Origin of the sequence: Streptomyces sp. NPDC000594 (genome assembly GCF_040299965.1) — a bacterium.
Classification (GTDB): Bacteria; Actinomycetota; Actinomycetes; order Streptomycetales; family Streptomycetaceae; genus Streptomyces.
Genome location: NZ_JBEPCY010000009.1, coordinates 195,839 through 221,626, shown reverse-complemented (window position 1 = coordinate 221,626; position 25,788 = coordinate 195,839). Strand labels below are relative to the sequence as shown.

At 72.5% G+C, this 25,788-nt stretch carries 23 protein-coding genes and 1 tRNA gene; 12 read left to right on the top strand and 12 right to left on the bottom strand.

The genetic code is table 11. The features are described from left to right. Positions 1-49: 49 nt before the first annotated feature. The gene (locus ABT354_RS16315; RefSeq protein WP_351494120.1) at positions 50-1,567 is read left to right on the top strand and encodes an MFS transporter; all 1,518 of its coding nucleotides are present in this window, start codon (positions 50-52) and stop codon (positions 1,565-1,567) included. 172 nt (positions 1,568-1,739) lie between these two features. On the opposite strand, the gene ABT354_RS16310 is transcribed toward ABT354_RS16315, so the two are convergent. The 3 genes from ABT354_RS16310 to ABT354_RS16300 all read right to left on the bottom strand — a co-directional run bounded on the left by ABT354_RS16310 (position 1,740) and on the right by ABT354_RS16300 (position 5,026). Further along, on the bottom strand, positions 1,740-2,528 hold the full coding sequence (locus tag ABT354_RS16310) for a DUF6227 family protein (RefSeq protein ID WP_351494049.1): 789 nt from the start codon (positions 2,526-2,528) through the stop codon (positions 1,740-1,742). A gap of 144 nt (positions 2,529-2,672) precedes the next feature. Next, positions 2,673-3,779 (bottom strand): P1 family peptidase, encoded by a 1,107-nt coding sequence (locus ABT354_RS16305; RefSeq protein WP_351494118.1) that lies wholly within the window; start codon positions 3,777-3,779, stop codon positions 2,673-2,675. 11 nt (positions 3,780-3,790) lie between these two features. Next, positions 3,791-5,026 (bottom strand): low temperature requirement protein A, encoded by a 1,236-nt coding sequence (locus ABT354_RS16300; RefSeq protein WP_351494047.1) that lies wholly within the window; start codon positions 5,024-5,026, stop codon positions 3,791-3,793. 598 nt (positions 5,027-5,624) lie between these two features. On the opposite strand from ABT354_RS16300, the gene ABT354_RS16295 reads away from it, so the two are divergent. Together ABT354_RS16295 and ABT354_RS16290 are read left to right on the top strand one after the other, a co-directional pair. Then, positions 5,625-6,206 (top strand): hypothetical protein, encoded by a 582-nt coding sequence (locus ABT354_RS16295; RefSeq protein ID WP_351494046.1) that lies wholly within the window; start codon positions 5,625-5,627, stop codon positions 6,204-6,206. Between the two features lie 165 nt (positions 6,207-6,371). Next, positions 6,372-6,884 carry an MscL family protein gene (locus ABT354_RS16290; RefSeq protein ID WP_351494044.1) on the top strand — a complete coding sequence of 171 codons (513 nt, stop codon included), beginning with the start codon at positions 6,372-6,374 and terminating at the stop codon, positions 6,882-6,884. A gap of 174 nt (positions 6,885-7,058) precedes the next feature. On the opposite strand, the gene ABT354_RS16285 is transcribed toward ABT354_RS16290, so the two are convergent. The 5 genes from ABT354_RS16285 to ABT354_RS16265 all read right to left on the bottom strand — a co-directional run bounded on the left by ABT354_RS16285 (position 7,059) and on the right by ABT354_RS16265 (position 12,026). Continuing rightward, positions 7,059-7,262 carry a hypothetical protein gene (locus ABT354_RS16285; protein WP_351494042.1) on the bottom strand — a complete coding sequence of 68 codons (204 nt, stop codon included), beginning with the start codon at positions 7,260-7,262 and terminating at the stop codon, positions 7,059-7,061. 170 nt (positions 7,263-7,432) lie between these two features. Beyond that, positions 7,433-8,272 carry an S-methyl-5'-thioadenosine phosphorylase gene (locus tag ABT354_RS16280; RefSeq protein WP_351494040.1) on the bottom strand — a complete coding sequence of 280 codons (840 nt, stop codon included), beginning with the start codon at positions 8,270-8,272 and terminating at the stop codon, positions 7,433-7,435. A gap of 271 nt (positions 8,273-8,543) precedes the next feature. After that, positions 8,544-8,894: an FmdB family zinc ribbon protein gene (locus ABT354_RS16275; protein ID WP_351494038.1), complete on the bottom strand. Its 351-nt coding sequence runs from the start codon at positions 8,892-8,894 to the stop codon at positions 8,544-8,546. A gap of 68 nt (positions 8,895-8,962) precedes the next feature. Then, complete coding sequence (locus ABT354_RS16270; RefSeq protein WP_351494036.1) at positions 8,963-10,267, bottom strand: MFS transporter; 1,305 nt, start codon at positions 10,265-10,267, stop codon at positions 8,963-8,965. Positions 10,268-10,586: 319 nt separating this feature from the next. Next, positions 10,587-12,026, bottom strand: a complete 1,440-nt coding sequence (locus ABT354_RS16265; RefSeq protein ID WP_351494034.1) for a potassium/proton antiporter — start codon at positions 12,024-12,026, stop codon at positions 10,587-10,589. A gap of 266 nt (positions 12,027-12,292) precedes the next feature. Between ABT354_RS16265 and ABT354_RS16260 the strand changes: the two genes are divergently transcribed. Then, positions 12,293-15,151 carry a penicillin acylase family protein gene (locus tag ABT354_RS16260; RefSeq protein ID WP_351494032.1) on the top strand — a complete coding sequence of 953 codons (2,859 nt, stop codon included), beginning with the start codon at positions 12,293-12,295 and terminating at the stop codon, positions 15,149-15,151. A gap of 126 nt (positions 15,152-15,277) precedes the next feature. On the opposite strand, the gene ABT354_RS16255 is transcribed toward ABT354_RS16260, so the two are convergent. Beyond that, on the bottom strand, positions 15,278-15,988 hold the full coding sequence (locus ABT354_RS16255) for a 5-formyltetrahydrofolate cyclo-ligase (RefSeq protein WP_351494030.1): 711 nt from the start codon (positions 15,986-15,988) through the stop codon (positions 15,278-15,280). Between the two features lie 104 nt (positions 15,989-16,092). Between ABT354_RS16255 and galU the strand changes: the two genes are divergently transcribed. The 7 genes from galU to ABT354_RS16220 all read left to right on the top strand — a co-directional run bounded on the left by galU (position 16,093) and on the right by ABT354_RS16220 (position 21,725). After that, the gene (galU, locus tag ABT354_RS16250) at positions 16,093-16,995 is read left to right on the top strand and encodes a UTP--glucose-1-phosphate uridylyltransferase GalU (protein ID WP_351494028.1); all 903 of its coding nucleotides are present in this window, start codon (positions 16,093-16,095) and stop codon (positions 16,993-16,995) included. A 4-nt stretch (positions 16,996-16,999) separates the two neighbouring features. Then, on the top strand, positions 17,000-18,403 hold the full coding sequence (locus tag ABT354_RS16245; protein ID WP_351494026.1) for a molybdopterin molybdotransferase MoeA: 1,404 nt from the start codon (positions 17,000-17,002) through the stop codon (positions 18,401-18,403). A gap of 82 nt (positions 18,404-18,485) precedes the next feature. Then, on the top strand, positions 18,486-18,965 hold the full coding sequence (gene moaC / locus ABT354_RS16240) for a cyclic pyranopterin monophosphate synthase MoaC (protein ID WP_351494024.1): 480 nt from the start codon (positions 18,486-18,488) through the stop codon (positions 18,963-18,965). Continuing rightward, positions 18,962-19,576 (top strand): MogA/MoaB family molybdenum cofactor biosynthesis protein, encoded by a 615-nt coding sequence (locus tag ABT354_RS16235; RefSeq protein ID WP_351494022.1) that lies wholly within the window; start codon positions 18,962-18,964, stop codon positions 19,574-19,576. The genes moaC and ABT354_RS16235 overlap by 4 nt, the downstream gene beginning before the upstream one ends. Before the next feature lie 14 nt (positions 19,577-19,590). Further along, a complete protein-coding gene (locus ABT354_RS16230; RefSeq protein ID WP_502983428.1) occupies positions 19,591-20,208 on the top strand; it encodes a GNAT family N-acetyltransferase in 618 nt (205 codons plus the stop codon). Positions 20,209-20,349: 141 nt separating this feature from the next. Next, entirely contained in the window at positions 20,350-21,522 is a 1,173-nt protein-coding gene (gene sepX / locus ABT354_RS16225; RefSeq protein ID WP_351494020.1) for a divisome protein SepX/GlpR, read from the top strand. 129 nt (positions 21,523-21,651) lie between these two features. Further along, positions 21,652-21,725 (top strand) — tRNA-Ala (locus tag ABT354_RS16220). A gap of 627 nt (positions 21,726-22,352) precedes the next feature. On the opposite strand, the gene ABT354_RS16215 is transcribed toward ABT354_RS16220, so the two are convergent. Next, on the bottom strand, positions 22,353-23,138 hold the full coding sequence (locus tag ABT354_RS16215) for an SDR family NAD(P)-dependent oxidoreductase (protein WP_351494018.1): 786 nt from the start codon (positions 23,136-23,138) through the stop codon (positions 22,353-22,355). 65 nt (positions 23,139-23,203) lie between these two features. Then, a complete protein-coding gene (locus ABT354_RS16210; protein WP_351494016.1) occupies positions 23,204-23,896 on the bottom strand; it encodes an HAD family phosphatase in 693 nt (230 codons plus the stop codon). A 294-nt stretch (positions 23,897-24,190) separates the two neighbouring features. Between ABT354_RS16210 and ABT354_RS16205 the strand changes: the two genes are divergently transcribed. Continuing rightward, positions 24,191-25,171, top strand: a complete 981-nt coding sequence (locus ABT354_RS16205; protein WP_351494014.1) for a ScbA/BarX family gamma-butyrolactone biosynthesis protein — start codon at positions 24,191-24,193, stop codon at positions 25,169-25,171. Between the two features lie 116 nt (positions 25,172-25,287). On the opposite strand, the gene ABT354_RS16200 is transcribed toward ABT354_RS16205, so the two are convergent. After that, positions 25,288-25,770, bottom strand: coding sequence for a GNAT family N-acetyltransferase (locus tag ABT354_RS16200; RefSeq protein WP_351494012.1), 483 nt, complete (start codon positions 25,768-25,770; stop codon positions 25,288-25,290). Between the last annotated feature and the right edge of the window lie 18 nt (positions 25,771-25,788).

The following is a 25,788-nucleotide window of genomic DNA, read 5'->3' as shown; positions in this document are numbered from 1 at the left end:
GCCCGCCCCGGCGGAGGACCGTCGCCGCTGGATAGCTCTCACGATCGTGATGACCGCCGCCTTCATGGACCTGGTCGACGTCACCATCGTGAACATCGCGATCCCCGCCATCGAGCGGGATCTCGGTGCCTCCTTCAGCGCCATCCAGTGGATCACCGCAGGGTATGCCCTCGCCTTCGCCGCCGGGCTGATCACCGGTGGCCGGCTCGGGGACATCTACGGCCGCAAGCGTCTCTTCCTGATCGGCATCACCGGCTTCACCCTCGCCTCCGCGCTCTGCGGCTTCGCCCTGAGCACCGAGATGCTGGTGGCCTCCCGGATCCTCCAGGGCGCCATGGCCGCGATGATGGTGCCGCAGGTGCTGGCGATCGTCCACACCACCTTCCCCGCCCATGAACGCGGCAAGGTCTTCGGGCTCTTCGGCGCGGTCGTCGGTCTGGGCGCGGTCTCCGGGCCGCTCCTCGGGGCGCTGCTGACCGAGTGGAACCTCTTCGGTCTGGAGTGGCGTCCGATCTTCCTGATCAACCTGCCGGTCGGTATCGCCGGGATCATCCTCGGCCGGATCTACATCACCGAGTCCCGTGCCCCCAAGGCGCTCCGGCTGGACCTGGTCGGTGTCGTCATGGTCACCACGGCGCTGATGATGCTGATCTACCCGCTGACCCGGGGCCGGGAGCTGGACTGGCCGCTGTGGGGCCATGTCTCCATGCTGTGCAGCCCGCTGGTGCTCGCCGCCTTTGTCGTCTACGAGCGGTACAAGACCCGCAAGGACGGCTCCCCGCTGGTGGAGCTGTCGCTCTTCCGGGTGCGCAGCTTCGCCGCCGGTATCGCCGTCCAGCTGACCCTGGGCGTCGTCATGGGTGTGTTCTTCCTGGTGTGGACGCTCTATATGCAGATCGGCCTCGGATGGAGCGCGCTGCGGGCGGGTCTGACGGGGGTTCCGTTCTCGATCGCCGTCTCGGTGGCGGCCGGTATCTCCGTACAGCAGCTGGTGCCGAGGTTCGGCCGCAAGGTGCTCCAGGCCGGGGCGCTGACGATGGTCGGGGGTGTGCTGATCTACCTCTGGACGGTCGACCGTGTGGGTGTCGACATCACTCCCTGGCAGATGGTGCCCGCACTGGTGGTGATGGGTGTCGGCATGGGGCTGATCGTGGCTCCGCTGACGGACGCGATTCTCTCCGAGGTCCCGCGCGAGCACTCCGGCTCGGCCTCTGGTCTGCTCAATACGGTGCAGCAGACGGGTACCGCGCTGGGCCTGGGTCTGGTCTCGGTGGTCTTCTTCGGTGCGATGCCGGACGGCGCCGGTGACGGCATCTCCGGCCATGGCAGCGCCCAGCCGGGCGCGGAGGGAGCCCCTGCGGGCGATCCCGAGGTGATGCGGGAGATGGTGGGCAACACCTTCGGGGAGGCCTTCCTCAACTCACTGGGATGGGTCGCCGGGGTGCTCGGTGTGATTTTCCTGCTGATGTTTCTGCTGCCCGCGCGGCCGAAGCAGCATCTCGAAGGGGGCGGCTCGGACGAGAGCGAGCCGCTGAAGGAGCCGGAGCTGACGCACTCGGGTCGCTAGACCCGGCGGCGCGGCGGCGGCGCGGCGAGGGCGCGGCGGCGGGAGTGGAGCGGTGGTGCGGGGTGGAGCGGTGGGGGGTGGTACGGGGCGGTGCGGCCGGGTGGTGGCGCCGGGCTCGGGGACCCGGGCCGGGAGAGGCCGTCGGTGACGCCATGGGGGGAACGGGTGGGGCTCAGCGCACCCGGGCGCGCAGCTCCATCGCCTCACGGGCGGTGTGCTCCGCCGCGTACACCTCGCACATATGACGGCCGTCGGGGGTGGCCGTGTGCTCCACCTCCCACAGGCTCACCTCGGCACCGTCCAGCAGCAGGAAGGCGTGCTCGTAGAGGGTGAAGCCGGCTTCCTTGCCCGCCACCTGGCACTGCCGGGCGAACACCTGGGTGATGTGGTGGGCGAAGGCCGAGCGCAGCACCCCGGCGGCCTCCTCGCCGGGCCGGTCCGTGTTCTCCGCGCGGCGCAGGACCCGGCGGGCGTGATCCGCCGAGTTGTCCGGGACATACATCCGGGGCAGGGCCGCCGGGGGAGCCGCCATCAGCCCGGCGAGCAGGGCGAGGTCGGCGTCGAGCCCGGGTGCGGCGGCCGGCCTGAGGGGCCCGTACCCCTGGGCCGGGTCGGTGAGGTCACCGGCGTCCGCGAAGCCGGGAAAGCCTGCGGGCAGCCGGGAGGCGGCGAGCCGCACCTCGGCCTCCTCGGTGTACAGCTCGTGCTGTTCGGGGACGTCCGGCCCGCTGCTGTGCACCAGCTCCCACAGGACCAGGGAGCCGCCGTCGCTCAGCAGGAAGGCATGCCGGTAGGTCGCTCGATCGAGGGTGCCGCTGTGATGGGACGAGTGCAGCGAACTGACATGTGTCAGCGCCGATTCGAGCCGCTCGACAACGGTGTCGGGGAGTTCGAAGGAGTTGAGCGCCCGGCCCAGGAGCCGCTGGAGGTGGAGTTCGGTGGTGTCGTGCGGATCGTTCACAGTGGGTCTCCAGGCAGTCGCCGCAAGTAACACGCTGATTGCTAAAAGTAGCCCCTCGATCTGACAGTGCGTCCACTCGTTCCGGAAAACGAGGCAAGACTTTGTGAAGTTCCCGGGTTTTGGACAACATCCATATGCCGTGGATCAGTTGATGTCGTACAGCTCCCGATAGGACGGGAAGACCCCACCGGGCCCGCTGACCGACTCCGCCGCCAGCAGCGCCCCCACGATCGCCCGGGAGACGCACTCCGCGCCCGCCGCCAGCACTTCGTTGAGGACGAGGGGGTGGTTCCGGGCGCCCCCGGGGGCGGCGTTCACGGTCAGCGGCAGCGCCCCCGTGGCGAGGGTGAAGACGGTGTCCCCGTCGCTCATCAGATGGACGGGGCGGACGGCGCGCGCGATGCCGTCGTGCGCCGTACCCGCGAGCTTCTGCGCCTGGGCACGGGTCAGATCCGCGTCCGTACCCACCACCGCGAGCGTGGTGTTCAGCGGCGGCGGCCCGCTCGCCGCGCGCGCCTCGGCCAGCCGTCGTACCGCCTCCGCGTGCCTCCCGGGGGCGGGGAACTCCACCGGCCCCGTCCCGTACCTCCCGTACGGCACCCCGGTCAGCGGGTCGACGGCGTTCCCCACCGCGTTGACGACGGCGAGCGCCCCCACGGTGATCCCCGAGCCGGGCAGCCGGAGGCTCGCCGTGCCCACCCCGCCCTTGAGCCCGCCCGCCACCGCGCCCGTACCCGCCCCGGTGTTGCCCGTCCGCACCGGCGCGCCCACGGCGGAGCGGGCCGCGTCCTCGACGGCGGCGCGTCCGGTGGCGGCGTCCGGGCGGGCCCGCCAGTCGCCGCCCCGCCCGAGGTCGAAGAGGCAGGCGGCGGGGACCACCGGGACGACCTGCCCGGGGCCGCCGACCGGCACCCCCCGGCCCTGCTCCTCCAGCCAGGCCATCACCCCGGTCGCGGCGTCCAGGCCGTAGGCGCTGCCGCCGGTCAGCACCACGGCGTCGACCCGCTGGACGAGATTGCGCGGATCGAGTGCGTCGGTCTCACGGGTGCCGGGGCCGCCGCCGCGTACATCGACGGCGGCCACCGCGCCGCCCTCCGGGGCGAGGACCACCGTCGTCCCGCTGAGCGCCCCGCTGCCCGGCACCCGGGCGTGGCCCACCCGGAGCCCCGTCACATCCGTCAGGGCGTCGTTCCCGCCCCGTCGTTCCGTTCCGTCGTGCGTGATCCCGTCGTGCGTGATCCGGTCGTTCATGCCGCCGTCGTTCATGAGGTCTGCGTACCACGGCGGTCGGCGGGCCCGCCCGGGCCGCCGGAGCCGTGGCCGCCGCCCGGGTGCCGGGAGAGGAAGACCCCGGCCGCGACGGTCGCCGCCGCGACCAGCCCCGCCGCCAGGACGGCCCAGCCTCCGGCGAAGGAACAGACCAGGATCACCGCCGAGGCGAGCGGCAGGGTCGCCTGCTCGGCCGTGCCGTGCTTGAAGTGACGGGCGTGCAGCAGCCACACCATCAGCAGGAAGACCGCCGTGGGGACGGTCACGGCCGCGCCCGCCGCGAGGGCGGAGATATGCGCCTGCCCGGTGGCGTGCTCCACGGCCACCTCCACCCCCGCGCCGATCGCCGCCGCCGAACCGAAGATCAGCACATGGCCGTACCCCCAGGGCAGGGCCTGCCGGTTGGAGATCAGCCGCTCGTGCGCCGGTACGGCGAAGTAGATCCACCACGCCGAGAACACGATCAGCAGCCCACCGGCGGCGATCGGCAGCAGCTCGCCCACCGCGTCGTGCTCGTCCAGCGCGGACTGGACGGCGACCGTCGCCCCGGCCATCGTCTCGCCCAGCACGATCAGGGTGAACAGGCCGTAGCGCTCCACGATGTGGTGGGCGTGCCAGGGCGTCTCCCGGTGCCGTTCGGCGAGCGGCGGCACCAGCAGCTCGGCCACCACGACGATCGGGAAGAGCCAGTGCCGCGATTCCACGGGCGCGAGGAGCAGTACCACCCAGGCCGCCTGGCAGAGCAGGATGCCGACGACATAGCGCAGGGCGACCTTCCGGGCCTCGCCCCGCTCGGCCCGCGCGGCGCGCAGCCACTGGGTGGTCAGCGCCAGCCGCATGACCAGATAGCCGACGACGGCGATGGTCCAGTCGTTGTTCTGGAAGGCGCGGGGCACCCCGGCGGCGTACACCAGCACTCCGGCGATCTGCACCAGGGCGGCGATCCGGTAGGGGACGTCGTCGCAGTCGTAGGCGGAGGCGAACCAGGTGAAGTTCATCCAGGCCCACCACACGCCGAAGAAGACGAACGCGTAGCCGACGATGCCGGAGACCGGGTGGCCCTCGGCGAGGGCGTGCACCAGCTGGGCGCCCGACTGGGCGACGGCGACGACGAAGCAGAGGTCGAAGAAGAGTTCCAGCGGGGTCGCCGCGCGGTGCGGCTCGTCCCGTCGGCGCGGGATCATCCGGCGCAGGGGGACATAGGCGTCGTCGGCGCCGTGGGCGGTCATGGATCCAGCAGAGCAGAGCGGGGGGTACGGGGAGGCCTGGAGCGTGGGCCGGACGGCGGCCAGGGTCACCCGTACGGACGAGGGGGTTATCCACATGCGGGGGGCTGTCCACAGGCTCCGGCGGGATCGGGGCGGAGGGCGGATCGTGGGGTGCGGATCGACCGGCCGTGCGTTCGGGGCCGGGGGTCCGCCCCTTCCTCCGTGCCCTGTTCCTTCGAGTCCTGTTCCTTCGAGTCCTGTTCCCTTCGTGTCCGTCAGCCGGTGACGGGCGCGGCCCCTTTGACCATGACGGGCGGTGCGTCAGCCGATGTCCCTTCTTCTTCCCTCCTCGTCGTCCGGGTCCTCTTCCTCGTCGTCTTCGCCCCCGTCTTCCTCGCCCTCGTCTTCGCCGTCGTCCAGGTCCGCGCCCTGGGGGGTGGTGTCGTACGGGTGGGTGTGGCCCGGCTTCGCCCGGCCCGGGTCCCCTGGATCGGATTCGGGGCGGCCGGGTTCGGGGCGGTCCGGACCTGGGCGGTCCCGCTCAAGGGCCCCGGGTGCGCGGCGGATCGCGGCCTTTCCCCACCGCTGCGGTACGGGGGGAGGGGGCGCGGGCTCGCCCGTGCCCGACCCGCCGGGGGTGCCGGAGTTCGCGCCGGTGCGGACCCGGCGGGGTGCCCACCGGCTGCGGCGGGCGGTCCGGAGGCGGCGCCGGGCGCTGGTCGCCGGGGTCGCGCTGACCGCCGCCGCCCTCGCCGCCTCCGGCCCCCGCGCCCCGCAGGACCGCGCGGGCGGGGACACCCGGGCCGGTGCGGCCGGTGCGGACGAGGGCGCGACACCCCCGGCCGCCGGGGAGCCGGCCGGGAGGCCCGGCGGTTCCTGCACGGCGGGGCCCGCCGTGCGGACCGCGCCCGGGGAGCCGACGGTGACCGTTCCGGTGCGCCTCGCCGAGGCGGAGACCGTCCGGCGGCTGCGGCCGGGGGACCGGGTCGATGTGATCGCGGTGCCCGGCGCCGGGGAGGGTTTCGCGCGGCCGCCCGGGGCCCGGGTGGTGGCCGGGGGCGTCCGGGTGGCCGGGGAGCCGCAGGAGGTGCCGGCGGTCCGGGGCGGCGGCGCGGTGGTGCCCCTCGCCGTCCCCCGCCGGCTCGCCCCGGCACTGGCTGCCGCCCAGGCCGCCGTCCCGCTGGCGGTGACGGTGTGCTGAGGGATCCCGGTGGTGCGCCCGGCGCGCGTGGGCGTACCGATCGTCGTACTGATGTACAGGGCCGTCACCTCTTCGCGGGTCTGAAGTGGACAGCCCGGCGGCGCTGTGACGTAGGTTGCGGAGCGTTTAGCTCCGTTCCCTGTCCCAGTGAAGAAAGGCTCAGTGGTGAGCGAGAAGAAGGTCGGCCTGGTCGAGGGCTTCAAGGCTTTCCTGATGCGCGGCAATGTGATCGACCTCGCGGTCGCCGTCGTCATCGGCGCGGCGTTCACGCAAGTGGTGAACTCTGTGGTGAAGGGGGTCATCAACCCCCTTGTCGGCGCCTTCGGCACACAGAATCTCGACGCCTACAGCTCCTGCCTCAAGGGCCCCTGCCGCACGGTCAACGGCACGGAGGAGGGCATCCGGATCATGTGGGGCTCCGTCCTGGGCGCCACGCTGAGCTTCCTGATCACCGCGGCGGTCGTCTACTTCCTGATGGTGCTGCCGATGGCCCGCTATCTGGCCCGCAAGGCGGCCCGGGACGCGGCGAAGGAAGGCACCAAGGAGGTCGTGGAGCTGTCGGAGCTGGAGGTGCTCAAGGAGATCCGCGACGCGCTGGTCGCCCAGTCGCGCGGCGGTTCGGCGGGTACGGGACCGGACTCCGCTCCCGGCTCGGGCAAGGGGTTCGGCGGCTCCTGAGCGCCCTGGTCCCCCGCCGGTCCTCCGGGAATCCCGCGCCCGACGGTCACCGGGGCGCGGCCGGGGGTCCTGCGGCGGGCGCGGGCCGGTCACCCGGAGCGGGTGGCGGCGGTGGTCCCGCAGCGGCCGCCGGCACCGGTCCCGGCGGTGGTGCGGGCGGTGCCGGCGGTGGTCTCAGACGTGGTGCGGCGGCTTCTCGTCCAGGAAGCGCGCCAGATCGTCGGCCCCGCCGCCGGTGGCGGGCCGCTCGCCCCACCCCTGGTCGGTGTCGTCGGAGGACGGCCGGTCCAGCGGATCGTCGAAGACGATCCGCGGCCTGGGGGCGTTCTCGGGGGACGGCTCCGCGTCACGCGGGCCGGGTGCGGGGGCGCTGCTCATGCGTCCAGGGTACGGCGGCGCCGCCCCGCCGGGAGGCCGTCCGCCCGCACCGGACGGGCCCGCCACGGGATGTACCGAGAGATGCGCCGAGGGGTGTGCCCGCCGGGCCGGGGCCCGGCGGACCACCCAGGTCACCCAGGTCGCCCGGGTCACCGGGGCCCGGGGCACCCTCAGGGCAGCTCGATGCCCAGGTTCCAGCCGTCGTGGGCGTGGACACAGAGACAGTCGCGCTCCGCGGTCCCCGGCAGCGCGGCCACCGCGTCGAAGAGCACCTTCCGCAGCCGGCCGACGTTCTCGCCGAAGACCTTCATCACCTCGGTGTGGGAGACCCCGTCCCCGGTCTCGGTCCCGGCGTCCAGATCGGTGACCAGGGCGATCGAGGTGTAGCAGAGGGCCAGCTCACGGGCGAGGACGGCCTCCGGGTGCCCGGTCATCCCCACCACCGACCATCCGGCGGCGGCATGCCAGCGGGACTCGGCCCGGGTGGAGAAGCGGGGCCCCTCTATGACCACCATGGTCCCGCCGTCGACGGGCTCCCACTCGTGCTCCCGCGCGGCCTTCATCGCCACGCCCCGACCCACCGGGCAGTAGGGGTCGGCGAAGGTGGTGTGCACCACGTTCGGGACGGCCCCGTCGGCGCGGGGCTCTCCGTCGAAATAGGTCTGGGCGCGGGTCTTGGTGCGGTCCACCAGCTGGTCGGGGACGACCAGCGTGCCGGGGCCGTACTCGGTGCGGAGCCCGCCCACCGCGCACGGTGCGAGCACCTGCCGCACCCCGGCGGCGCGCAGCGCCCACAGGTTGGCGCGGTAGTTGATGCGGTGCGGGGGGATCCGGTGGTCGCGGCCGTGCCGGGGGAGGAAGGCGACCCTCCGGCCGCCGATCTCGCCGAGGAACAGCGAGTCGCTGGGAGCGCCGTAGGGGGTGTCGACCGTGACCTCGGTGACGTTCTCCAGGAAGGAGTAGAAACCCGAACCGCCGATGACGCCGATCTCTGCTCTGGTGTCAGCCATGCGGGTCACCCTAGGTCGTCTCTTCCGGATCTTGCTGGGCTCGCGTGCCCTGGCACCGCACCTCGCCGCGTTGTCGTCAATCACCAATGCTCCGCAGTGGCTCAATCCTCCGCCTTGCGATGCACGTCACCAGACCCCGCTCCCTGATCCAGCCTGATCCGAAAGAAACTCCCTAGTTGGGCCGGGACCCGCTGCCGTGGGCCCGGGTGGGGGGACGCCGAGGACCCCGTGGCGGATGCCGACGGGGTCCTGCGGGGGTGTTCGCCGGGGGTCAGGCGGCCGAGCTGCCGCTCGACGGGGCCGAGGACCCGGAGGAGGAGCTGGAGCCGGACGACCCGGATGATCCGGAGGAGCCGGATGATCCGGAGGCGGTCGCGGTCGTGCCGCTCTTGGTGTCGGACGGCTTGGAGCCGGACGACGCGGGGGGCGTGCTGCTCGACGAGGAGCCACGGCTGTCGTTGCGGTAGAAGCCGGAGCCCTTGAAGACGATGCCGACCGCGGAGAACACCTTCTTGAGGCGTCCGTCACAGTTGGGGCAGACGGTCAGGGCGTCGTCGGTGAACTTCTGCACCGCCTCAAGGCCCTCGCCGCATGCGGTGCACTGGTACTGGTAGGTCGGCACTGGTCTTCCTCCTGGCACTCTCACTCGATGAGTGCTAACGACGGTCCATAGTGACGTATTCCGCCGCGTCAGTCCACCGTCGCCGGTGAGCGGTGATCCATTCCACTCGTGCCGCGGGCGGCGATCCGGCCGGTTCCCGGGGTGCCGTCCGGGCCGGGACGGGGGGCCAGCCGGGACCGCAGGGCGACCAGGACGGCCAGTGCGAGCGCCGTTCCGATCAGCGGGACGGTGAAGCCCGCGGCCGGGCCGTGGGCATCGGTGAGCTGTCCGGCGGCGGTGACGGCGAGGGCCTGCCCGAGGGCGACGGCGCCGGTCAGCCAGGTGAACGCCTCGGTCCGGGCCGAGGCCGGGACCAGCGATTCGACCAGGGTGTATCCACCGATCAGAGCGGGGGCGATGCAGAGTCCGACCAGCAGACCCACGGCGGCGAGCAGGACGACCGAGTCCACCGCCCACAGGGTGGAGGCGGCCAGGGTCAGCCCGGTGTAGCCGAGCACCACCCGGCGGAGCGGGCCGGTCTTCCAGGCGATGGCGCCGCAGGCGATGCCCGCGAGCATATTGCCGGCGGCGAAGACGCCGTACAGGACGCCGTTGACGCCGGGGTCGCCGATCTGCTCGCTGAAGGCGGTGATCGAGACCTGCATGCCGCCGAAGACGGAGCCGATGCCGAGGAAGGCGACCACCAGGACCCGGACGCCGGGGATGGAGAGCGCGGAGACCCGGGGGCCCGTGCCGCTGCCGGCGGTGGCGCGGAGGACGGGGGGCTGGGTGCGCTTCTGGGCGGCGAAGAGCAGACCGCCGACGAGGGTCAGTCCGGCCTCGGCGACGAGTCCGGCGGCGGGGTGGACCCCGGTACAGAGCGCGGTGGCGAGCACGGGGCCGACGACAAAGGTGAACTCGTCGGTGACCGACTCGAAGGCGGCGGCCGTCGGCATCAGCGGGGAGCCGTCCAGCCGGGCCGCCCAGCGGGCCCGCACCATGGGCCCGACCTGGGGCACGGAGGCGCCCGCCGGGACGGCGGCGGCGAACAGCGCCCACAGCGGGGCGTCGGCGAGGGCCAGCGCGGTCAGCGCGGAGACGGAGGCGGCGTGCACGACCACGCCCGGGAGCAGCACCGCGCGCTGGCCGTAGCGGTCGGCGAGTTTGCCGCTCTGGGGGGCGAAGAGCGCCATGGAGACGCCGGTGGCGGCGGCCACCGCGCCGGCTTTTCCGTAGGAGCCGGTGGTGTGCTGGACGAGGAGCACGATGCTGATGGTGAGCATCGCGAAGGGCTGCCGGGCGGCGAAGCCGGGGAGGAGGAAGGTCCACGCTCCCGGGGTGCGGAGCAGCTGTCCGTATCCGGGGCGGGAGCCGTCGGTGACCGTGGATGCCACGGCCCGTGCCTTTCTGCCACCTGGTAGCCGTCTCCGCCGGGGGCGGGGAGGGCCGAGAGCTGTCCTCTGCGCGCGGGACTGCGGTAGATACCGGGTCCGGGAGGTGGACAGCTCGGCCGCCATACGGTCGCGCCAGCTCTGCGTCAGGCAGAGGTGGTCGTCGATGAAATGCCGTCCCATCGTACAGTCGCCGGCCGGATCCGTCCCGGGGCGCCGGTCCCGGAGCTGCGGTGACCCGCCTCCCGGCCCCCGGTCCGCCGGGCGGGGCCGGGGCCGGGGGCACGGGAGCCGGGGTGCCGGGCGGGGGTCGGGGCCGGGCTCAGCCGGTGCCGAGCCAGCCGGCGAGCTTGCCGCCCTGGCCGACCGCCCGGAGGCGTTTCTCCGCCGCGTCCCGTACCGGGTCCGTGGCGACGACCAGCAGTTCGTCGCCGCGCCGCAGCACGGTGGAGGGCAGCGGGACGAAGCTCTTGTCGTCCCGGACGACGAGGGTGACGGCGGAGCCGGCGGGCAGCCGCAGCTCGGAGACCTCGACGCCGTGCATCCGGGACTCGTCGGGGATGGAGACCGAGAGCAGATGCCCGCGCAGCCGTTCCAGCGGGGCGGACTCCACGCCCAGGTCGGCGGGGCCGCCGGGGCCGAGCCGCAGGGCCCGTGCGAGCCAGGGCAGGGTCGGGCCCTGGACCAGGGTGTAGACGACGACCAGGACGAAGACGATGTTGAAGATCCGGTCGCTGTCCGCGACCCCGCCGACCATGGGGATGGTCGCCAGGATGATGGGGACGGCGCCGCGCAGCCCGGCCCAGGACATCAGGATCTGTTCCCGCCGGGGGATGCCGAACGGCAGCAGGCTGAGCAGTACCGACACCGGGCGGGCCACCATGGTCAGCACCAGGCCGACGACGACCGCCGGCCAGAAGTCGTCCACCAGCTCATGCGGGGTGACCAGCAGCCCCAGCAGGACGAACATCCCGATCTGGGCGATCCAGCCGAGCCCCTCGGCGAAGCCCTGGTTGGCGGGGGCGTGCGGCAGCTTGGCGTTGCCGAGCACCATCGCGGCCAGATATACGGCGAGGAAGCCGCTGCCATGGGCGAGGGCCCCGGCCGCGTAGGCCATCACCGCGATGGCCATGACGGCGATGGGGTAGAGGCCGGAGGCGGGCAGGGCCACATGCCGCAGCCCGTAGGCGCCCAGGAAGCCCGCCGCGAGGCCGATGGCCGCGCCGATCGTCAGTTCCAGCAGGATCGTGCCGACCAGGACGTACCAGGAGTCCACCGGTCCCGCCGCGGAGAAGGCCACCACCAGGATCACCACGGGGGCGTCGTTGAAGCCGGACTCGGCCTCCAGCACTCCGGTCACCCGGGACGGCAGCGGCACCTTGCGCAGGACGGAGAAGACGGCCGCGGCGTCCGTGGAGGAGACGACCGCGCCGATGATCAGTGCCTGCCGCCACTCCAGGCCGACGATGTAGTGCGCTCCGGCGGCGGTGATGCCCACGCTGATCGCGACCCCGAGGGTCGAGAGCAGGACAGCGGAGGGCAGTGCCGGTTTGATCTCCTGCCACTTGGTGCCGAGCCCGCCCTCGGCGAGGATCACGACCAGTGCGGCATAGCCGATGACCTGGGTCAGTTCGGCGTTGTCGAACTGGACGTCAAAGATGCCGTCCTGCCCTATGACCACGCCGATCCCGAGATAGAGCAGCAGGCTGGGCAGTCCGCTGCGCGACGAGACGCGTACCGCCGCGACGGCGATGAGCAGCACGAGCGAGCAGTTGAGCAGGAGTTCGTTGAGCTGCTGGACAGTCAGTGGCCGATCCTTCCCCTCGCGCCTCTACGTGCCGGATCACTGATCCGGGCGGCGACACTTCGTTACCTTACCTAATCTTTAACGTTTTCTTGACGGTCCCAGGGGTGCGGATCTCCACCGTTGTGGAGCCTTCCGCGCGGATACCGCGTCCGGACGGGTGGGGCGCTGCGCCTATGGTGGGCACAGCACTCCTGGACCAGCCTGCGCCTCGAAGGACAGCGATGCCCTCCAACACATCCGCCTCTTCCCGCAAGAAGAAGAAGGGGCGACGCGCCCGCTTGCTTGTGATCCTGCTGGTGCTGGCACTGCTCGGCGGTGTCGGATATGCCGGGTATTGGGGCGTGAGCACCGTTCGTTCCTCCTTCCCGCAGACCACCGGCACCCTCCGCATCGACGGCCTGAGCGGGGATGTCGAGGTCAAGCGGGACGACTACGGCATTCCGCAGATCTACGCCGACACCGACGAGGACCTCTTCCGCGCCCAGGGGTTCGTCCACGCCCAGGACCGCTTCTACGAGATGGACGTCCGCCGGCACATGACCGCGGGCCGTCTCTCCGAGATGTTCGGCAAGGACCAGGTGGAGACCGACGCGTTCCTGCGGACGCTCGGCTGGCGCCGGGTGGCGCAGAAGGAGTACGACGAGAAGCTGTCGGACTCCACCAAGAAGTATCTGAGGGCGTACGCGGAGGGGGTCAACGCCTACCTCGACGGCAAGGCTCCGAAGGAGATCTCGCTGGAGTACGTCGCGCTGGACTTCGCCCATGACTACCGTCCCGAGCCCTGGACCCCGGTGGACTCGGTGGCCTGGCTCAAGGCGATGGCCTGGGATCTGCGCGGCAATATGCAGGACGAGATCGACCGTTCGCTGATGACCAGCAGGCTGAGCCCGAAGCAGATCAAGGAGCTGTACCCGGAGTACCCGTACGACCGGAACCGTCCGATCGTGGACCGGGGCGGCATCGACCCCGTCACCCGCACCTTCGACCCGGAGGCCGAGCCCTCGGGCACCCTCACGGGCCAGGGCACGGGCACCGGCATCGGCACCGACACCGGCACGGGAACGGGGACCGGGACGAACACCGGCACCGGAACGGGTACGGGCACCGGGACGGGTACAGGCACCGGCACCGGGACCGGGACGGCCACCGACCCCGCCACCGCGACCCAGGGCCTGAACACCCAGCTCTCCGCGCTCTCCGAGACCCTGGACACCATCCCCCAGCTGCTCGGCCCCAACGGCAGCGGCATCGGCTCCAACTCCTGGGTCGTCTCCGGCAAGTACACGACCACCGGCAAGCCGCTGCTCGCCAACGATCCGCACCTGGCCCCGCAGCTGCCCTCGCTCTGGTACCAGATGGGTCTGCACTGCCGGAAGGTCTCCAAGAGCTGCCAGTACCAGACCGCCGGTTTCACCTTCTCCGGTATGCCGGGTGTGGTCATCGGTCACAACCAGAACATCGCCTGGGGCTTCACCAACCTCGGCGCCGATGTGACCGACCTCTATCTGGAGAAGCTGACCGGGAACAGCTACCAGGTCGGCGACGAGCAGAAGGAGCTGACCAGCCGCAAGGAGGTCATCCAGGTCGCGGGTGGCGAGAGCAGGACCATCACGGTCCGCTCCACCCGTAACGGCCCCCTGGTCTCCGACCGCAGCGACGAGCTGGAGAAGGTCGGGCAGCGCGCCCCCGTCTCCAACGCCGCCCCCGACCGGGCCACCGGCTACGGCGTCGCCCTCAAGTGGACCGCGCTGACCCCCGGCTCCTCCATGGACGCCGTCTTCATGCTGAACCGCGCCTCCGACTTCGCTTCCTTCCGCAAGGCGGCCAAGGCGTTCGAGGTGCCCTCGCAGAACCTCATCTACGCGGACCGCAAGGGCACCATCGGCTACCAGGCCCCCGGCCGGATCCCCAAGCGCGCCCAGGGCGACGGCTCCGTCCCCGCCCCCGGCTGGGACTCCAAGTACGCGTGGGACGGCTATATCCCCTTCGACGAGATGCCGTACGAGGAGAACCCCGAGCGGGGCTATATCGTCACCGCCAACCAGGCCGTCATAGACCCCGACAAGTACCCGCACCTCATCACCACCGACTACGGCCACGGTGCGCGCAGCCAGCGGATCAACAATTTGATCGAGTCCAAGATCAATGGTGGCGGCAAGATCTCCACCGAGGACATGCGGACCATGCAGATGGACAACGCGAGCGAGATCGCCCGGCTGCTCACGCCGTATCTGCTGAAGATCGATGTCAAGGACAAGAACGTCCGCGACGCCCAGAAGCTGCTGGAGACCTGGGACTACACCCAGGAGCCGGACTCGGCCGCCGCCGCCTACTTCAATGCCGTCTGGCGGAACATCCTCAAGCTGGCCTTCGGCAACAAGCTCCCCCAGGAGATGCGGATCGAGGGCGACTGCCTGAGCGTCCGCCCCGCCGACAGCACCTCCCCGGACGACCTGGTCAAGTCGGTCATCGAGTGCGGTGAGCGGGACGCCGACTCGGCGCAGCCCGATGGCGGCGACCGCTGGTTCGACGTGGTGCGCTCGCTGGTCAAGGACGAGGACAGCAGCTGGTGGCAGGTGCCCCACAGCCGGCTGGACAAGTCGACCGACAAGCCGACCGAGAACCGCGACGAGCTGTTCGCCCGCGCCATGAAGGACGCCCGCTGGGAGCTGACGGCGGAGCTGGGCAAGGACATGGACAGCTGGAGCTGGGGCCGGCTGCACCAGCTCAACCTGAAGAACCAGACCCTCGGCAGCGAGGGCCCCGGCTTTCTGAAGTTCCTGCTCAACCGAGGCCCGTGGAACCTGGGCGGCGGCGAGGCGGCGGTGAACGCCACCGGCTGGAACGCGGCGGCCGGCTATGAGGTCGTCTGGGTCCCGTCCATGCGGATGGTGGTCAATGTGGGCGACTGGGACAAGTCGGACTGGATCAATCTCTCCGGCGCCTCGGGGCACGCCTACAGCGCCCACTACACCGACCAGACCGACAAGTGGGCCAACGGCGAACTGCTCGACTGGTCCTTCACCCCCGACGCGGTGGAGACCAACACCGTCGACACCCTGACGCTGTCACCCCGCTGACGGACCTGTAGGCGGACCTGTCGGCGGGCCGAAGCACCGAGCGCCCCCGGAACCGGAAACCCCGGCTCCGGGGGCGCCCCCGTTCACCCGTGCCCCTTCACCCGCGCCCGTTCGCCCGGGGCCGGGTCACTTCTCCGGTACGGGGAAGCGGCGCACGCCCTCCGGGGTGACGGCGGCCCGTACCGGCCGGTCGTGCGGCTCGGCCGGGACCCGGTCGACCACCTCGTGCCCGTACAACAGCACCACCAGCGCGGGGGAGCGGCCCGCGCGTTCCAGCCGGGCGAGGACCCGGTCGTACGAGCCCCCGCCGCGCCCCAGCCGGACCCCGCGCCCGTCCACCGCGAGTCCCGGTACGAGCATCGCGTCGGCGTCCAGGACCGCCTCCGGGCCGAGCCGGGGCCCCGTCGGCTCCAGCAGTCCCCGCCCCGCCGGTGCCAACGAGCCCGGTCCCCGGTACTCTCCCCAGTCCAGGTCGTTGTCGGGCAGCAGGACCGGCAGCAGCACCCGGATCCCCCGTGCCCGCAGCGCGTCCAGCAGCGCCCGGGTGCCCGGTTCACCGCCGACGGAGACATACGCGGCGACGGTGGCCGCCCCGGCCAGCTCCGGCAGGTCCAGGGCGTGCCGGGCGAGCGCGGCGGCGGCCCGTTCCACCTCCGCCGGGGCGAACCCCCTGCGGGCGGCGAGCAGCCGGCCGCGTACGGTGCGCTTGTCCGCGGGCTCCCCGCCGGAAGCCGTCGGTTCCCCACCGGGAACCCTCGGCGCCCCGCCGGAAGCTGTCGGTCCCCCGCCCGGGGCCGTCGGTTCTCCGCCGGGCATCTCCGGCAAAGCGTCCCTCATCGCCACTGGCAAACCTCTCGTATCCCACGTTCTGTGGACGAAGTTAACCGGAACATCATCTTCTGCCCCCCATACTGCTCCGATCACCAGATATTGTGCGGGACATGACTCAGTCGAACGCCAGGATCAGTAAGGCGGTCATCCCGGCCGCCGGCCTCGGAACGCGCTTTCTGCCCGCCACCAAAGCGACTCCGAAGGAGATGCTGCCGGTGGTCGACAAGCCCGCGATCCAGTACGTCGTGGAGGAGGCCGTCGCCGCCGGGCTCTCCGACGTCCTGATGGTCACCGGACGCAACAAGCGTCCCCTGGAGGACCACTTCGACCGCAACTACGAGCTGGAGCAGGCCCTGACCCGCAAGGGCGACGAGGGCCGCCTGAAGAAGGTTCAGGAGTCCAGCGACCTCGCCACCATGCACTACGTCCGCCAGGGCGACCCGCGCGGCCTCGGCCACGCCGTCCTGTGCGCCGCCCCGCACGTCGGCGACCAGCCCTTCGCGGTCCTCCTCGGCGACGACCTCATCGACCCGCGCGACCCGCTGCTCTCCCGCATGGTGGAGATCCAGGAGCGCGAGGGCGGCAGTGTGGTGGCCCTGATGGAGGTCGAGCCGTCGCAGATCCATCTCTACGGCTGTGCCGCCACCGTCCCCACCGGCGAGGACGATGTGGTCCGGGTGACCGGTCTGGTCGAGAAGCCCGCCCCGGCCGACGCCCCCAGCAACCTCGCCGTCATCGGCCGCTATGTCCTCGACCCCGCCGTCTTCGCCATACTGCGGGAGACCGCGCCCGGACGGGGCGGGGAGATCCAGCTGACCGACGCCCTGGAGATGCTCGCCGAGGACGAGTCCATCGGCGGCCCGGTGCACGGTGTCGTCTTCACCGGCCGGCGGTACGACACCGGCGACCGGGGCGACTATCTGCGGGCCATCGTCCGGCTCGCATGCGAACGTGATGACCTGGGCCCGGAGTTCCGGAGCTGGCTCCGCAGCTATGTGACCGAGGAGATGTGACCTGGTGAGCAGCGCGATCTGGTCGGTGGACGACCACCTGGAGGACATCCTGGCGGCGGTCCGGCCGCTCGACCCGATCGAACTGCATCTGCTGGACGCGCAGGGCTGTGTCCTGGTCGAGGACGTCACCGTCCCGGTGGCCCTGCCGCCCTTCGACAACAGCTCGATGGACGGGTACGCGGTCCGGGTCGCCGATGTACGGGGCGCGACCGAGGAGTTCCCGGCGGTTCTCACCGTGGTGGGCGATGTCGCCGCGGGTGCCGGGCCGCTGCCCGTCGTCGGCCCCGGACAGGCCGCGCGGATCATGACCGGGGCCCCGCTGCCGCCCGGCGCGGAGGCCGTCGTCCCGGTCGAGTGGACCGACGGCGGCAGCGGCGGGGGAGCCGCCACCGCCATGCGCCCCGCGCAGTCGGCCCCCGAGGACGCGCGCGGCGAGGTCCGGGTCCACCGGGGCGCCGAGGAGGGCGCCCATGTCCGCCCGCGCGGCAGCGATGTGCAGGCGGGGGATCTCGCGCTGGCCCGGGGCACCGTGCTCGGCGCCCCGCAGCTGGGCCTGCTCGCCGCGATCGGCCGGGCCACCGTGCGGGTACGCCCCCGCCCCCGGGTCGTCGTGCTCTCCACCGGCAGCGAACTGGTCCAGCCGGGCGAAGGGCTGGGCGAGGGTCAGATCTACGACTCCAACAGCTTCGCCCTCGCCGCCGCCGCCCGGGAGGCGGGGGCGCTGGCCTACCGGGTCGGCGCCGTCACCGATGACGCCGACACCCTGCGCGCCACCATCGAGGACCAGTTGATCCGCGCCGATCTGCTGGTCACCACGGGTGGTGTCAGTGTGGGCGCGTACGACGTGGTGAAGGAGGCGCTGTCGTCGCTGGGCGGGCCTCCCGGCGGGCCCGGGAGTGCCCAGGACGACCGGCCCGCCGACGAAGGGCACTCCGGCCAGGAGGGACACCCGGGCCAGGAGGGCCGGTTCGGCGCCGGGGAGGGCCAGCCGGGTGGCTTTGTCGACTTCCGTACGCTGGCCATGCAGCCGGGCAAGCCGCAGGGGTTTGGCACCATCGGGCCCGATCACATCCCGCTGCTCGCCCTGCCCGGCAATCCGGTGTCGTCATATGTCTCCTTCGAGCTGTTCGTCCGCCCGGCGATCCGTACCCTGATGGGCCTGCCCGATCCGCACCGGCCGCAGGTACGGGCCGCGCTGAAGTCCGATCGGGCGCTCACCTCGCCGCAGGGGCGGAGGCAGTTCCTCCGGGGTACGTACGACGCGGACAGCGCCACCGTCACCCCGGTGGGCGGTTCCGGCTCCCATCTGGTGGCCGCCCTCGCCCACGCCGACTGCCTGATCGTGGTGGGCGAGCGGGAGACGGAGGTCGTCCCCGGCACGGAGGTCGAGGTGATCCTCCTCGGCTGAGCGGGCCCCCGGGGAGGTACCGTGTCTGCCCAGCTGGGCCCACCGGGTCCGGACGGTCCGGACCGGGAGCGGCGACCACGAGATGAACACCGACGGCAGGCTGACGCACATCGACGACGCGGGCGCGGCCCGTATGGTCGACGTCTCGCGCAAGGAGGTCACCGCCCGCACCGCACGGGCGAGCGGCCGGGTCCTGGTCTCCTCCCGGGTCGTCGAGCTGCTGCGCGGCGAGGGCGTCCCCAAGGGCGACGCCCTGGCGACCGCGCGGATCGCCGGGATCATGGGCGCCAAGCGCACCCCCGAACTGGTCCCGCTCTGCCATCCGCTGGCGATCTCCGGGGTCACCGTCGACCTCACCGTCGCCGACGACGCCGTGGAGATCGCCGCCACCGTGCGCACCACCGACCGCACCGGGGTCGAGATGGAGGCGCTGACCGCCGTCACCGTGGCCGCGCTCACCGTGGTGGACATGGTGAAGGCCGTGGACAGAACGGCGGAGATCACCGATGTCCGGGTGGAGGAGAAGTCCGGCGGCCGGTCCGGCGACTGGAGCCGCCCATGACCGCCGCTGACCGGCCCACCGCCCCGGACCTGCCCACCGCCGCTGACGGATCCGTCGCCCCGGAGCGGCCCGTGGACGCGGACCCGACCGTGGACGCGGACCCGCCGGCCCCCCGCGCCCTGGTGATCACCGCCTCCAACCGCGCCGCGGCCGGGGTGTACGAGGACCGGGGCGGCCCGGTCCTCGCCGACGGGCTGACCCGGCTCGGCTTCGCCGTCGACGGCCCCCGGGTCGTCCCCGACGGCGACCCGGTCGAGGCCGCCCTGCGCGCGGGTGTCGCCGCCGGGTACGACGTCATCCTCACCACCGGCGGCACCGGCCTCTCACCCACCGACCGCACCCCCGAGGCCACCGCCGCCGTCCTGGACCGGGAGGTCCCCGGCATCCCCGAGGCCATCCGCGCCCACGGCCGGGACGCCGTGCCCACCGCCGCCCTCTCCCGGGGCCTGGCCGGGGTCGCGGGCACCACCCTGATCGTCAACCTCCCCGGCTCCACCGGGGGCGTCCGGGACGGACTCGCCGTCCTGCGACCGCTGCTGGCGCACGCCGTGGACCAGCTCCACGGCGGCGACCACCCCGCATCCGCCCCTCCCGCCGGGGGCCCCCGCTGAACGCGCCCTGGCCGGTGGTCCTCCACGACGGCGATGTCGTCCTGCGGCCCATAAGGATGCGCGACCAGCGGGCCTGGCGCGAGGTCAACCGCCGCAACCGCGACTGGCTGCGCCCCTGGGAGGCGACCGTCCCGCCGCCGGTCCCCGGCGCCCCCGCGGCCCGCCGTCCGACCTACCGTCAGATGGTGCGCCATCTGCGGTCCGAGGCGAACGCGGGCCGGATGTTCCCCTATGTCATCGAGTTCCGGGGACGGCTGGTGGGCCAGCTCACCGTGGCCGGTATCACCTGGGGCTCCATGTGCTCCGGCCATGTCGGCTACTGGGTGGACCGGGAGGTCGCCGGGCGCGGGGTGATGCCCACCGCCGTGGCGCTCGCGGTGGACCACTGCTTCCGCGCGGTCGGGCTGCACCGGATGGAGGTCTGCATCCGGCCGGAGAACGGCCCCAGCCGCCGGGTGGTCGAGAAGCTGGGCTTCCGGGAGGAGGGGCTGCGCCCCCGCTATCTCCACATCGACGGGGCCTGGCGGGACCACCTGGTCTTCGCCCTCACCGCCGAGGAGGTACCGGAGGGACTGCTGCGCCGCTGGCGCCGTGAGCGACCCGGTGTACACCGCCCCGGAGCCGAGAAATAGCAAACATGTTCGAAACCCGATCGGCGGTACCACGCCGTTGAAACCGACTATCAGAAAAAAAGTCAGTGAGATGAGAGGGATCGTGCGACACACCGGGCCAATTGGCGGATGCCGCCCCGAGAATCCCTCTACGGTGTGACCGTGAGCAGCAGCGGCCTCATCTACGCAGTCATCGTCGGGGCCTGGGCCGCCTACCTGGTGCCGATGTGGCTCCGCAGGCAGGACGAGTTGAACGAGGCTCGTCCGACGGAACGCTTCTCCACCGCCATCCGGCTGCTGTCCGGCCGGGGGGCGATGGAGCGCCGGTACGCCAAGGAGCTGCGGGAACGTACCGAGGGGGAGGCCGGTCCCGGCGCGGACCCGGACGCCGTCACCGATCGCCTGAACGCGGTGGACGTCCGGGGCTTCGCCGCGCCCCGAGCCGAGTCCCGGCCCGACGGCAGGCCTGATGGCAGGTCCGAGCCCAGGCCCGAGTCCCGGCCCGACGCCAGGCTCGACGGCAGGCCCGAGGCTCCCGCCCGCCCGCAGCCGTCCGCGCAGCCCGCGCCCGCGCAGGCCGCCCCCGCGCACCCCGGGCCCGCTCAGCCGGTGCCCGCGCAGGCCGCGCCCCGGGGCCGGCGTCCGCGTCCGAGCCCGGGGGCCGCCGAGCGCGCCCGGCGCGGCAAGGCGCTGGCCCGGCGGCGACGGACCACCACCCTGCTCTTCCTCGGCTTCACCCTCGGCTCGATCGTCGCGGCGGTCGGCGGACTCGGCTTCCTCTGGGTGCCGGCCGTCCCCGCCGTCCTCCTCAGCGCGTACATCGGCTATCTGCGGAGGCAGGAGCGCCAGCGGTTCGTGGTCGTGATGGACCGCCGCCGCGCCGAGATCGCCGCCCAGCGGCTGCGCGAGCGCGGACGCCCGCAGCAGGGCGCCCCGGCCGCGCCCGCCGAGCCGCTGCCCGAGCCCGAGGCCCGCCCCGAGCCGGAGCTGCCCGCGCTCTCCCCGCAGGCCGCCGACCGGCGGGCGCTGGTGGAGCAGACCGACCATGCCGAGTGGGTCGACCAGCAGCGCGCCTCCGGGCCCGCCTCCGGGAGCAGCTGGGACCCGGTCCCGGTGCCGCTGCCGACCTATGTCACCGCCCCGGTCGCCCCCCGCGCCACCGGCGGCGTCGATCTGAGCGACCCGGACACCTGGAGCTCCGCCCGCTCCTCGGCGGCGGACCCGGCCCCGGCGGACCCGGTGCCCCAGCGCCGGGTCCCCCGTGAGCGCGGTCGTACGCCCCTGTTCGACCAGTACGCGGAGGACGACGACCGCCCCCGCGCCGCCAACGAGTGACCCCCGCACGGCCGGCGGGCGGGCCCCCGCGGGGCCGCCCGGCGACACCGCCGTGCGGGCCCGTGTGACCAGCGCCGGAGCGGATTTCCGGGCACCCCGATGGGGATGCTAGAGTTTCACTCGTTGCAAGGGCCTGTGGCGCAGTCTGGTAGCGCACCTCGTTCGCATCGAGGGGGTCTGGGGTTCAAATCCCCACAGGTCCACCCAGCAACTGTCCCGGGTCCGCCCGGGACGAGCGCGCGAAACCCCGTACGATCATCTGATCGGGCGGGGTTTTTGCGTTGCCCCGACTCCGGCCCCAGGCCCCGACCCCGGCCGTAGGTGCGCCCTCCCCTTCGTCCGTCGGTACGCGCTTCCCTTATGTACATCGGAAGCGGCGAACGGCTTTCCCCGCCACCGTCGGGAACGCCCCCGGAACGGCCCGCGAAGGGCCCGCCGAACGGAGCGCCAATGCCCCGGCGGAAGTATGCGCGAACAGAGCGGTAAGGGATTGGCGAACGGACCGGTGGAAGACCCGGTGAAGGCTCCGGGGGACGTTGATTCGGCTGGTCGGCCGGAATTCCCGGGAGCGGAAAGTGAATCGCCTTTGCAAAAGGCGGAAATCGGCTCGGTTTCTGGAAAACCGTTCCGCAGACTACCGAAAATTCACGGTGCTGGGGAGGAAGGAAGAGAGACCGCCCCGGAGGCTTGGCCGGTATGCGTCCCCCGTCGGACCCGTATTACCCGCTGCTGTACGGCGGTGCAGCCGCCCGGCGCGCCACTGCTGTACGGCCGTGCAGCAGCGGTACGGGGTGCGGCGGCGGGCGGCGGCGGGTCGTGGGCCGGCCGGGTCAGCGGGCCGTGGAGCCGCCGTCCACGGGGAGCACCGCCCCGGTGACGAAGGAGGCGAGGTCGCCCAGGAGCCAGGCCGCCGCCTGGGCCACCTCCTCCGGCCCCGCCGCCCTGCCCTGCGGCACCTTGGCCCGCATCCGGGGCTCGGCCGCCGGGTCCCGCTCGAAGAGCCCCTCCGTCATCTCGGACCGGGTGAAACCCGTGGCCAGGGCGTTGATCCGGATCCCGGAGCCGGCGTACTGGACCGCTGCCGCCCGGGTCAGTCCGACCACCGCGTGCTTCGAGGCGACATAGGCCGGCCCCATGGAGGTGGCCCGCAGCCCCGCCGTACTGCTGTTGTTCACGATCGCGCCGCCGCCCGCCGCCAGCAGGGCCGGGATCTCCTGCCGCAGACAGTTCCAGACGCCCCGGACATGGGTCTCCATGACCAGGTCGTAGTCGCTGTCGCCGGTGGTGTGCAGGGGGCGCGGCTCGGTGATGGCGCCCGCGTTGTTGAAGGCGCCGTCCAGCCGTCCGTACCGCTCGACCGCGAGCGCCACGGCCCGCTCGACCTGCGCGGATTCCCGTACATCGGCGACCGCCGCCTGGGCCTCGCCGCCGTCGGCCCGCACCGCGCGCACCAGCTCCTCCAGCCGTTCGGCCCGGCGCGCCAGCAGGGTCAGCCGGGCCCCCTGGGCGGCGAACACCCGGGCCGCCGCCGCGCCGATGCCGCTGCTCGCCCCGGTGATCAGCACACTGCGCCCGGCGAGCGGCCCCGCCCCCGGGGCCGCGCCCCCGGCACTCATCCCCGGGCCCGCTCCGCCCGGGCGTCCGGGCTCGTCCAGGGGCTCGATTCGCCCGGGGGCCGCGCTCACCAGTGGGTCCCCGCCGCCGCCTCCGCGTCGACCGCGCGGAGCAGGGCCTCATCGATATCCACCACAGAAGTCACCACATGCCTCACCCCCACCTCCCGCATCAAAAGTGGCTGAAAGCCGTGCTCGAAGGAGCTGGGGGCGCCGATGAAGGCGGCGGAGAGCCGCCGGGCCTCCTCCGCCACCCGGGCCACATCGTCGATGAACAGCGTCCGCTCCGGCGGGAGGTGGAAGATCTCCTCGCTGATCTCCCGTACCCCGGGGCGGAAGTCGTTGGTGCAGACATACCCGGGTGCGTCGAACAGATCGGCCAGCGGGCCCAGCTCGCGGTGGAAGTGGTCGTGGTCGAGCCCGCCGTAGCAGACGGTCCGCAGCCCCAGCCCCCGTAACCGCTCCAGCAGTTCTACGGCGCCGTCCCGCGTACGTACCGGATGCTCCAGAAGGAACTCCTCACGTTCGCGCAGATAGATGTCGACCGTCTCCTGGGGGCCCGTCTCCATCCCCGTGGCCTCGGCGAGTATCTGCCCGGCCACCAGGCGGGGCTGTGAGAAGACGCGGCGTTCCAGCTCGGCGGTGTAGGCGCCGCCCCGGCCCGTCACGAAGCGGTGGAGCATCGGGCTGAAGGTGTCGTCCAGCAGGACACCGTCGATGTTGACCGCGGCGAGGCGGAGCCGGCTCAGTTCCTCGGACAAAGGAGTGTCCTATCCGTGTGGACCGGGTGGGGGGAATAGTGACAGCGCGGATGCCGGGCCGATGACGGTGGCCGTCCCGTGACGGTCGCAGGGGCCGATCGGCCTTGCCGGGTCAGGTAGGTGGTCTTCCCAATGACCGTGTCTCCGAGGAAATGCCCGGCCCCGCCAGAATGAGCGGCAGCGCGAAGGATTCTGGCACCTTTACCGGATCTTTGCTAGGGCTTGAATAGCGCCGCGCAGTCTGTACGTTGAACAGTGTCGCGTTCGCCGCAGCACGTTTCTTGTGGGAGGGACATGACCATGCCGTTACGCCGGGAAAGCCTTGCCGTCGTCGACCGGCCCGTCGCACACGGGCCGTTCACCACCACGGTGCCCAGGGAGTACGTCCACCGCGCCGCTCTCGCCGAGGTGTTCCTCACCGGCCTTCACCCCACGGGCCTCGACAGTCTGACGGTCACCGCCCAGTGGCCGCGCGCCCATACCTTCTACGGTCCCACCGCGGGGTTCCACGACCCGCTGATGTTCGTCGAGACCCTGCGCCAGGCGGTGCATCTGATCACCCACACCGTCTACGCCGCCCCGATGGACCACCACCAGATCTGGCGCCGTCTCACCGTCGACCTCGACCGGGACGCCCTGGCCGTCGGGGAGACCCCCGCCGCCGTGGAGCTGGACATCCGCTGCGCCGGGGTCGAGCGGCGGGCGGGCGCGCTGCGCGGGCTGCGGATGGAGGTGACCGCCCGCCGGGACGGGCGCTTCCTCGGCAGCGCCGTCAGCGGGGTGACCTCGCTCCCCAGAACCGTCTACCGCAGACTGCGCGGCCCGCACGCCGAGGCGGCGGCGTGGCGGCCCGATCTCCTGCCGCCACCGGTCCAGCCCGCGCTGGTGGGCCGCTCCCGCCCGGAGGACGTGGTGCTCGCCCCGACCCCGGTACGGGACCGCTGGCTGCTGCGGGCGGACACCCGGCATCCGATCCTCTTCGACCATCCGCAGGACCACGCACCCGGGATGCTGCTGCTGGAGGCCGCCCGGCAGGCGGCCCTCGCGGTCAGCCCCCCGGTGCCGGTCGTGCCGGTCGGCACGGAGGCCGTCTTCCACCGGTACGCGGAGCTGGACGCCGACTGCTGGATCGAGGCGGTCCCGGCCGCGCCGGACGCCCGGGGGAACGGGCGCACCCGGGTCGTCGCCGTCCAGCACGACGCCTGCCTCTTCGAGTCCGTGGTGACCACGGTGCCCGCCAGGGAGGGGATCCAGGTGCTCCCGCCCGGATTCTGAGGGATCCCCGCTGTCCTCCCGGGCCCCGGACCGGTTCCGGCCCCGGTGGGGCCGTGGACCGGGGCGACCCAGGTGTGCGCGTGGCGCGAGGACCCGTGCGGCGCGCGCGGACGGCGTCAGACCAGTGGCTTCACCAGGCAACGGCTGGCGTCGTACTCCCGGTAGTGGCCGAACTTCGCCTGGGCCGGGACATATCCGCACGAGGCGTACAGGGCGATGGCCTCCGGCTGCTGGTCGCCGGTCTCCAGCACCATCCTGACCCGGCCCGCGGCCCTGGCGTCCTCCTCGAGCAGTGCGAGCAGCCGGCGGGCGTGACCCTGCCCCCGGGCCTCGGGTATGACGTACATCCGCTTCAGCTCGGCGTCGCCGTCCCCGTATCCTTCCTCGTTGTGGTCCTGGACACGCCAGGCGCCGGTCGCCACCGGCCGGCCGTCCGCGTCGTAGACCATGAGGAAGAGGCCGTTCGGCGGGACGAAGTCCGCGGTCAGCACCACGGACCCGTCACCCCCGTCCCCGTACCGCTCCTGGTACTCCTGCTGGACCCGGTCGTTCAGCAGCTGGGCGTCCGGGTGATCGAAAGAGGTGGCTCGTACATCCATGCGATGGATCGTACGGGT

Bases quoted from the DNA above. Each gene is read 5' to 3' on its own strand.
- ABT354_RS16315 (WP_351494120.1), top strand. From the start codon at position 50: ATGACCGCCGCCTTCATGGACCTGGTCGACGTCACCATCGTGAACATC.
- ABT354_RS16305 (WP_351494118.1), bottom strand. From the start codon at position 3,779: ATGAACGACCGGATCACGCACGACGGGATCACGCACGACGGAACGGAA.
- ABT354_RS16300 (WP_351494047.1), bottom strand. From the start codon at position 5,026: ATGACCGCCCACGGCGCCGACGACGCCTATGTCCCCCTGCGCCGGATG.
- ABT354_RS16285 (WP_351494042.1), bottom strand. From the start codon at position 7,262: ATGAGCAGCGCCCCCGCACCCGGCCCGCGTGACGCGGAGCCGTCCCCC.
- ABT354_RS16280 (WP_351494040.1), bottom strand. From the start codon at position 8,272: ATGGCTGACACCAGAGCAGAGATCGGCGTCATCGGCGGTTCGGGTTTC.
- ABT354_RS16260 (WP_351494032.1), top strand. From the start codon at position 12,293: ATGCCCTCCAACACATCCGCCTCTTCCCGCAAGAAGAAGAAGGGGCGA.
- ABT354_RS16255 (WP_351494030.1), bottom strand. From the start codon at position 15,988: ATGAGGGACGCTTTGCCGGAGATGCCCGGCGGAGAACCGACGGCCCCG.
- galU (WP_351494028.1), top strand. From the start codon at position 16,093: ATGACTCAGTCGAACGCCAGGATCAGTAAGGCGGTCATCCCGGCCGCC.
- moaC (WP_351494024.1), top strand. From the start codon at position 18,486: ATGAACACCGACGGCAGGCTGACGCACATCGACGACGCGGGCGCGGCC.
- ABT354_RS16235 (WP_351494022.1), top strand. From the start codon at position 18,962: ATGACCGCCGCTGACCGGCCCACCGCCCCGGACCTGCCCACCGCCGCT.
- ABT354_RS16215 (WP_351494018.1), bottom strand. From the start codon at position 23,138: ATGAGTGCCGGGGGCGCGGCCCCGGGGGCGGGGCCGCTCGCCGGGCGC.
- ABT354_RS16205 (WP_351494014.1), top strand. From the start codon at position 24,191: ATGACCATGCCGTTACGCCGGGAAAGCCTTGCCGTCGTCGACCGGCCC.
- ABT354_RS16200 (WP_351494012.1), bottom strand. From the start codon at position 25,770: ATGGATGTACGAGCCACCTCTTTCGATCACCCGGACGCCCAGCTGCTG.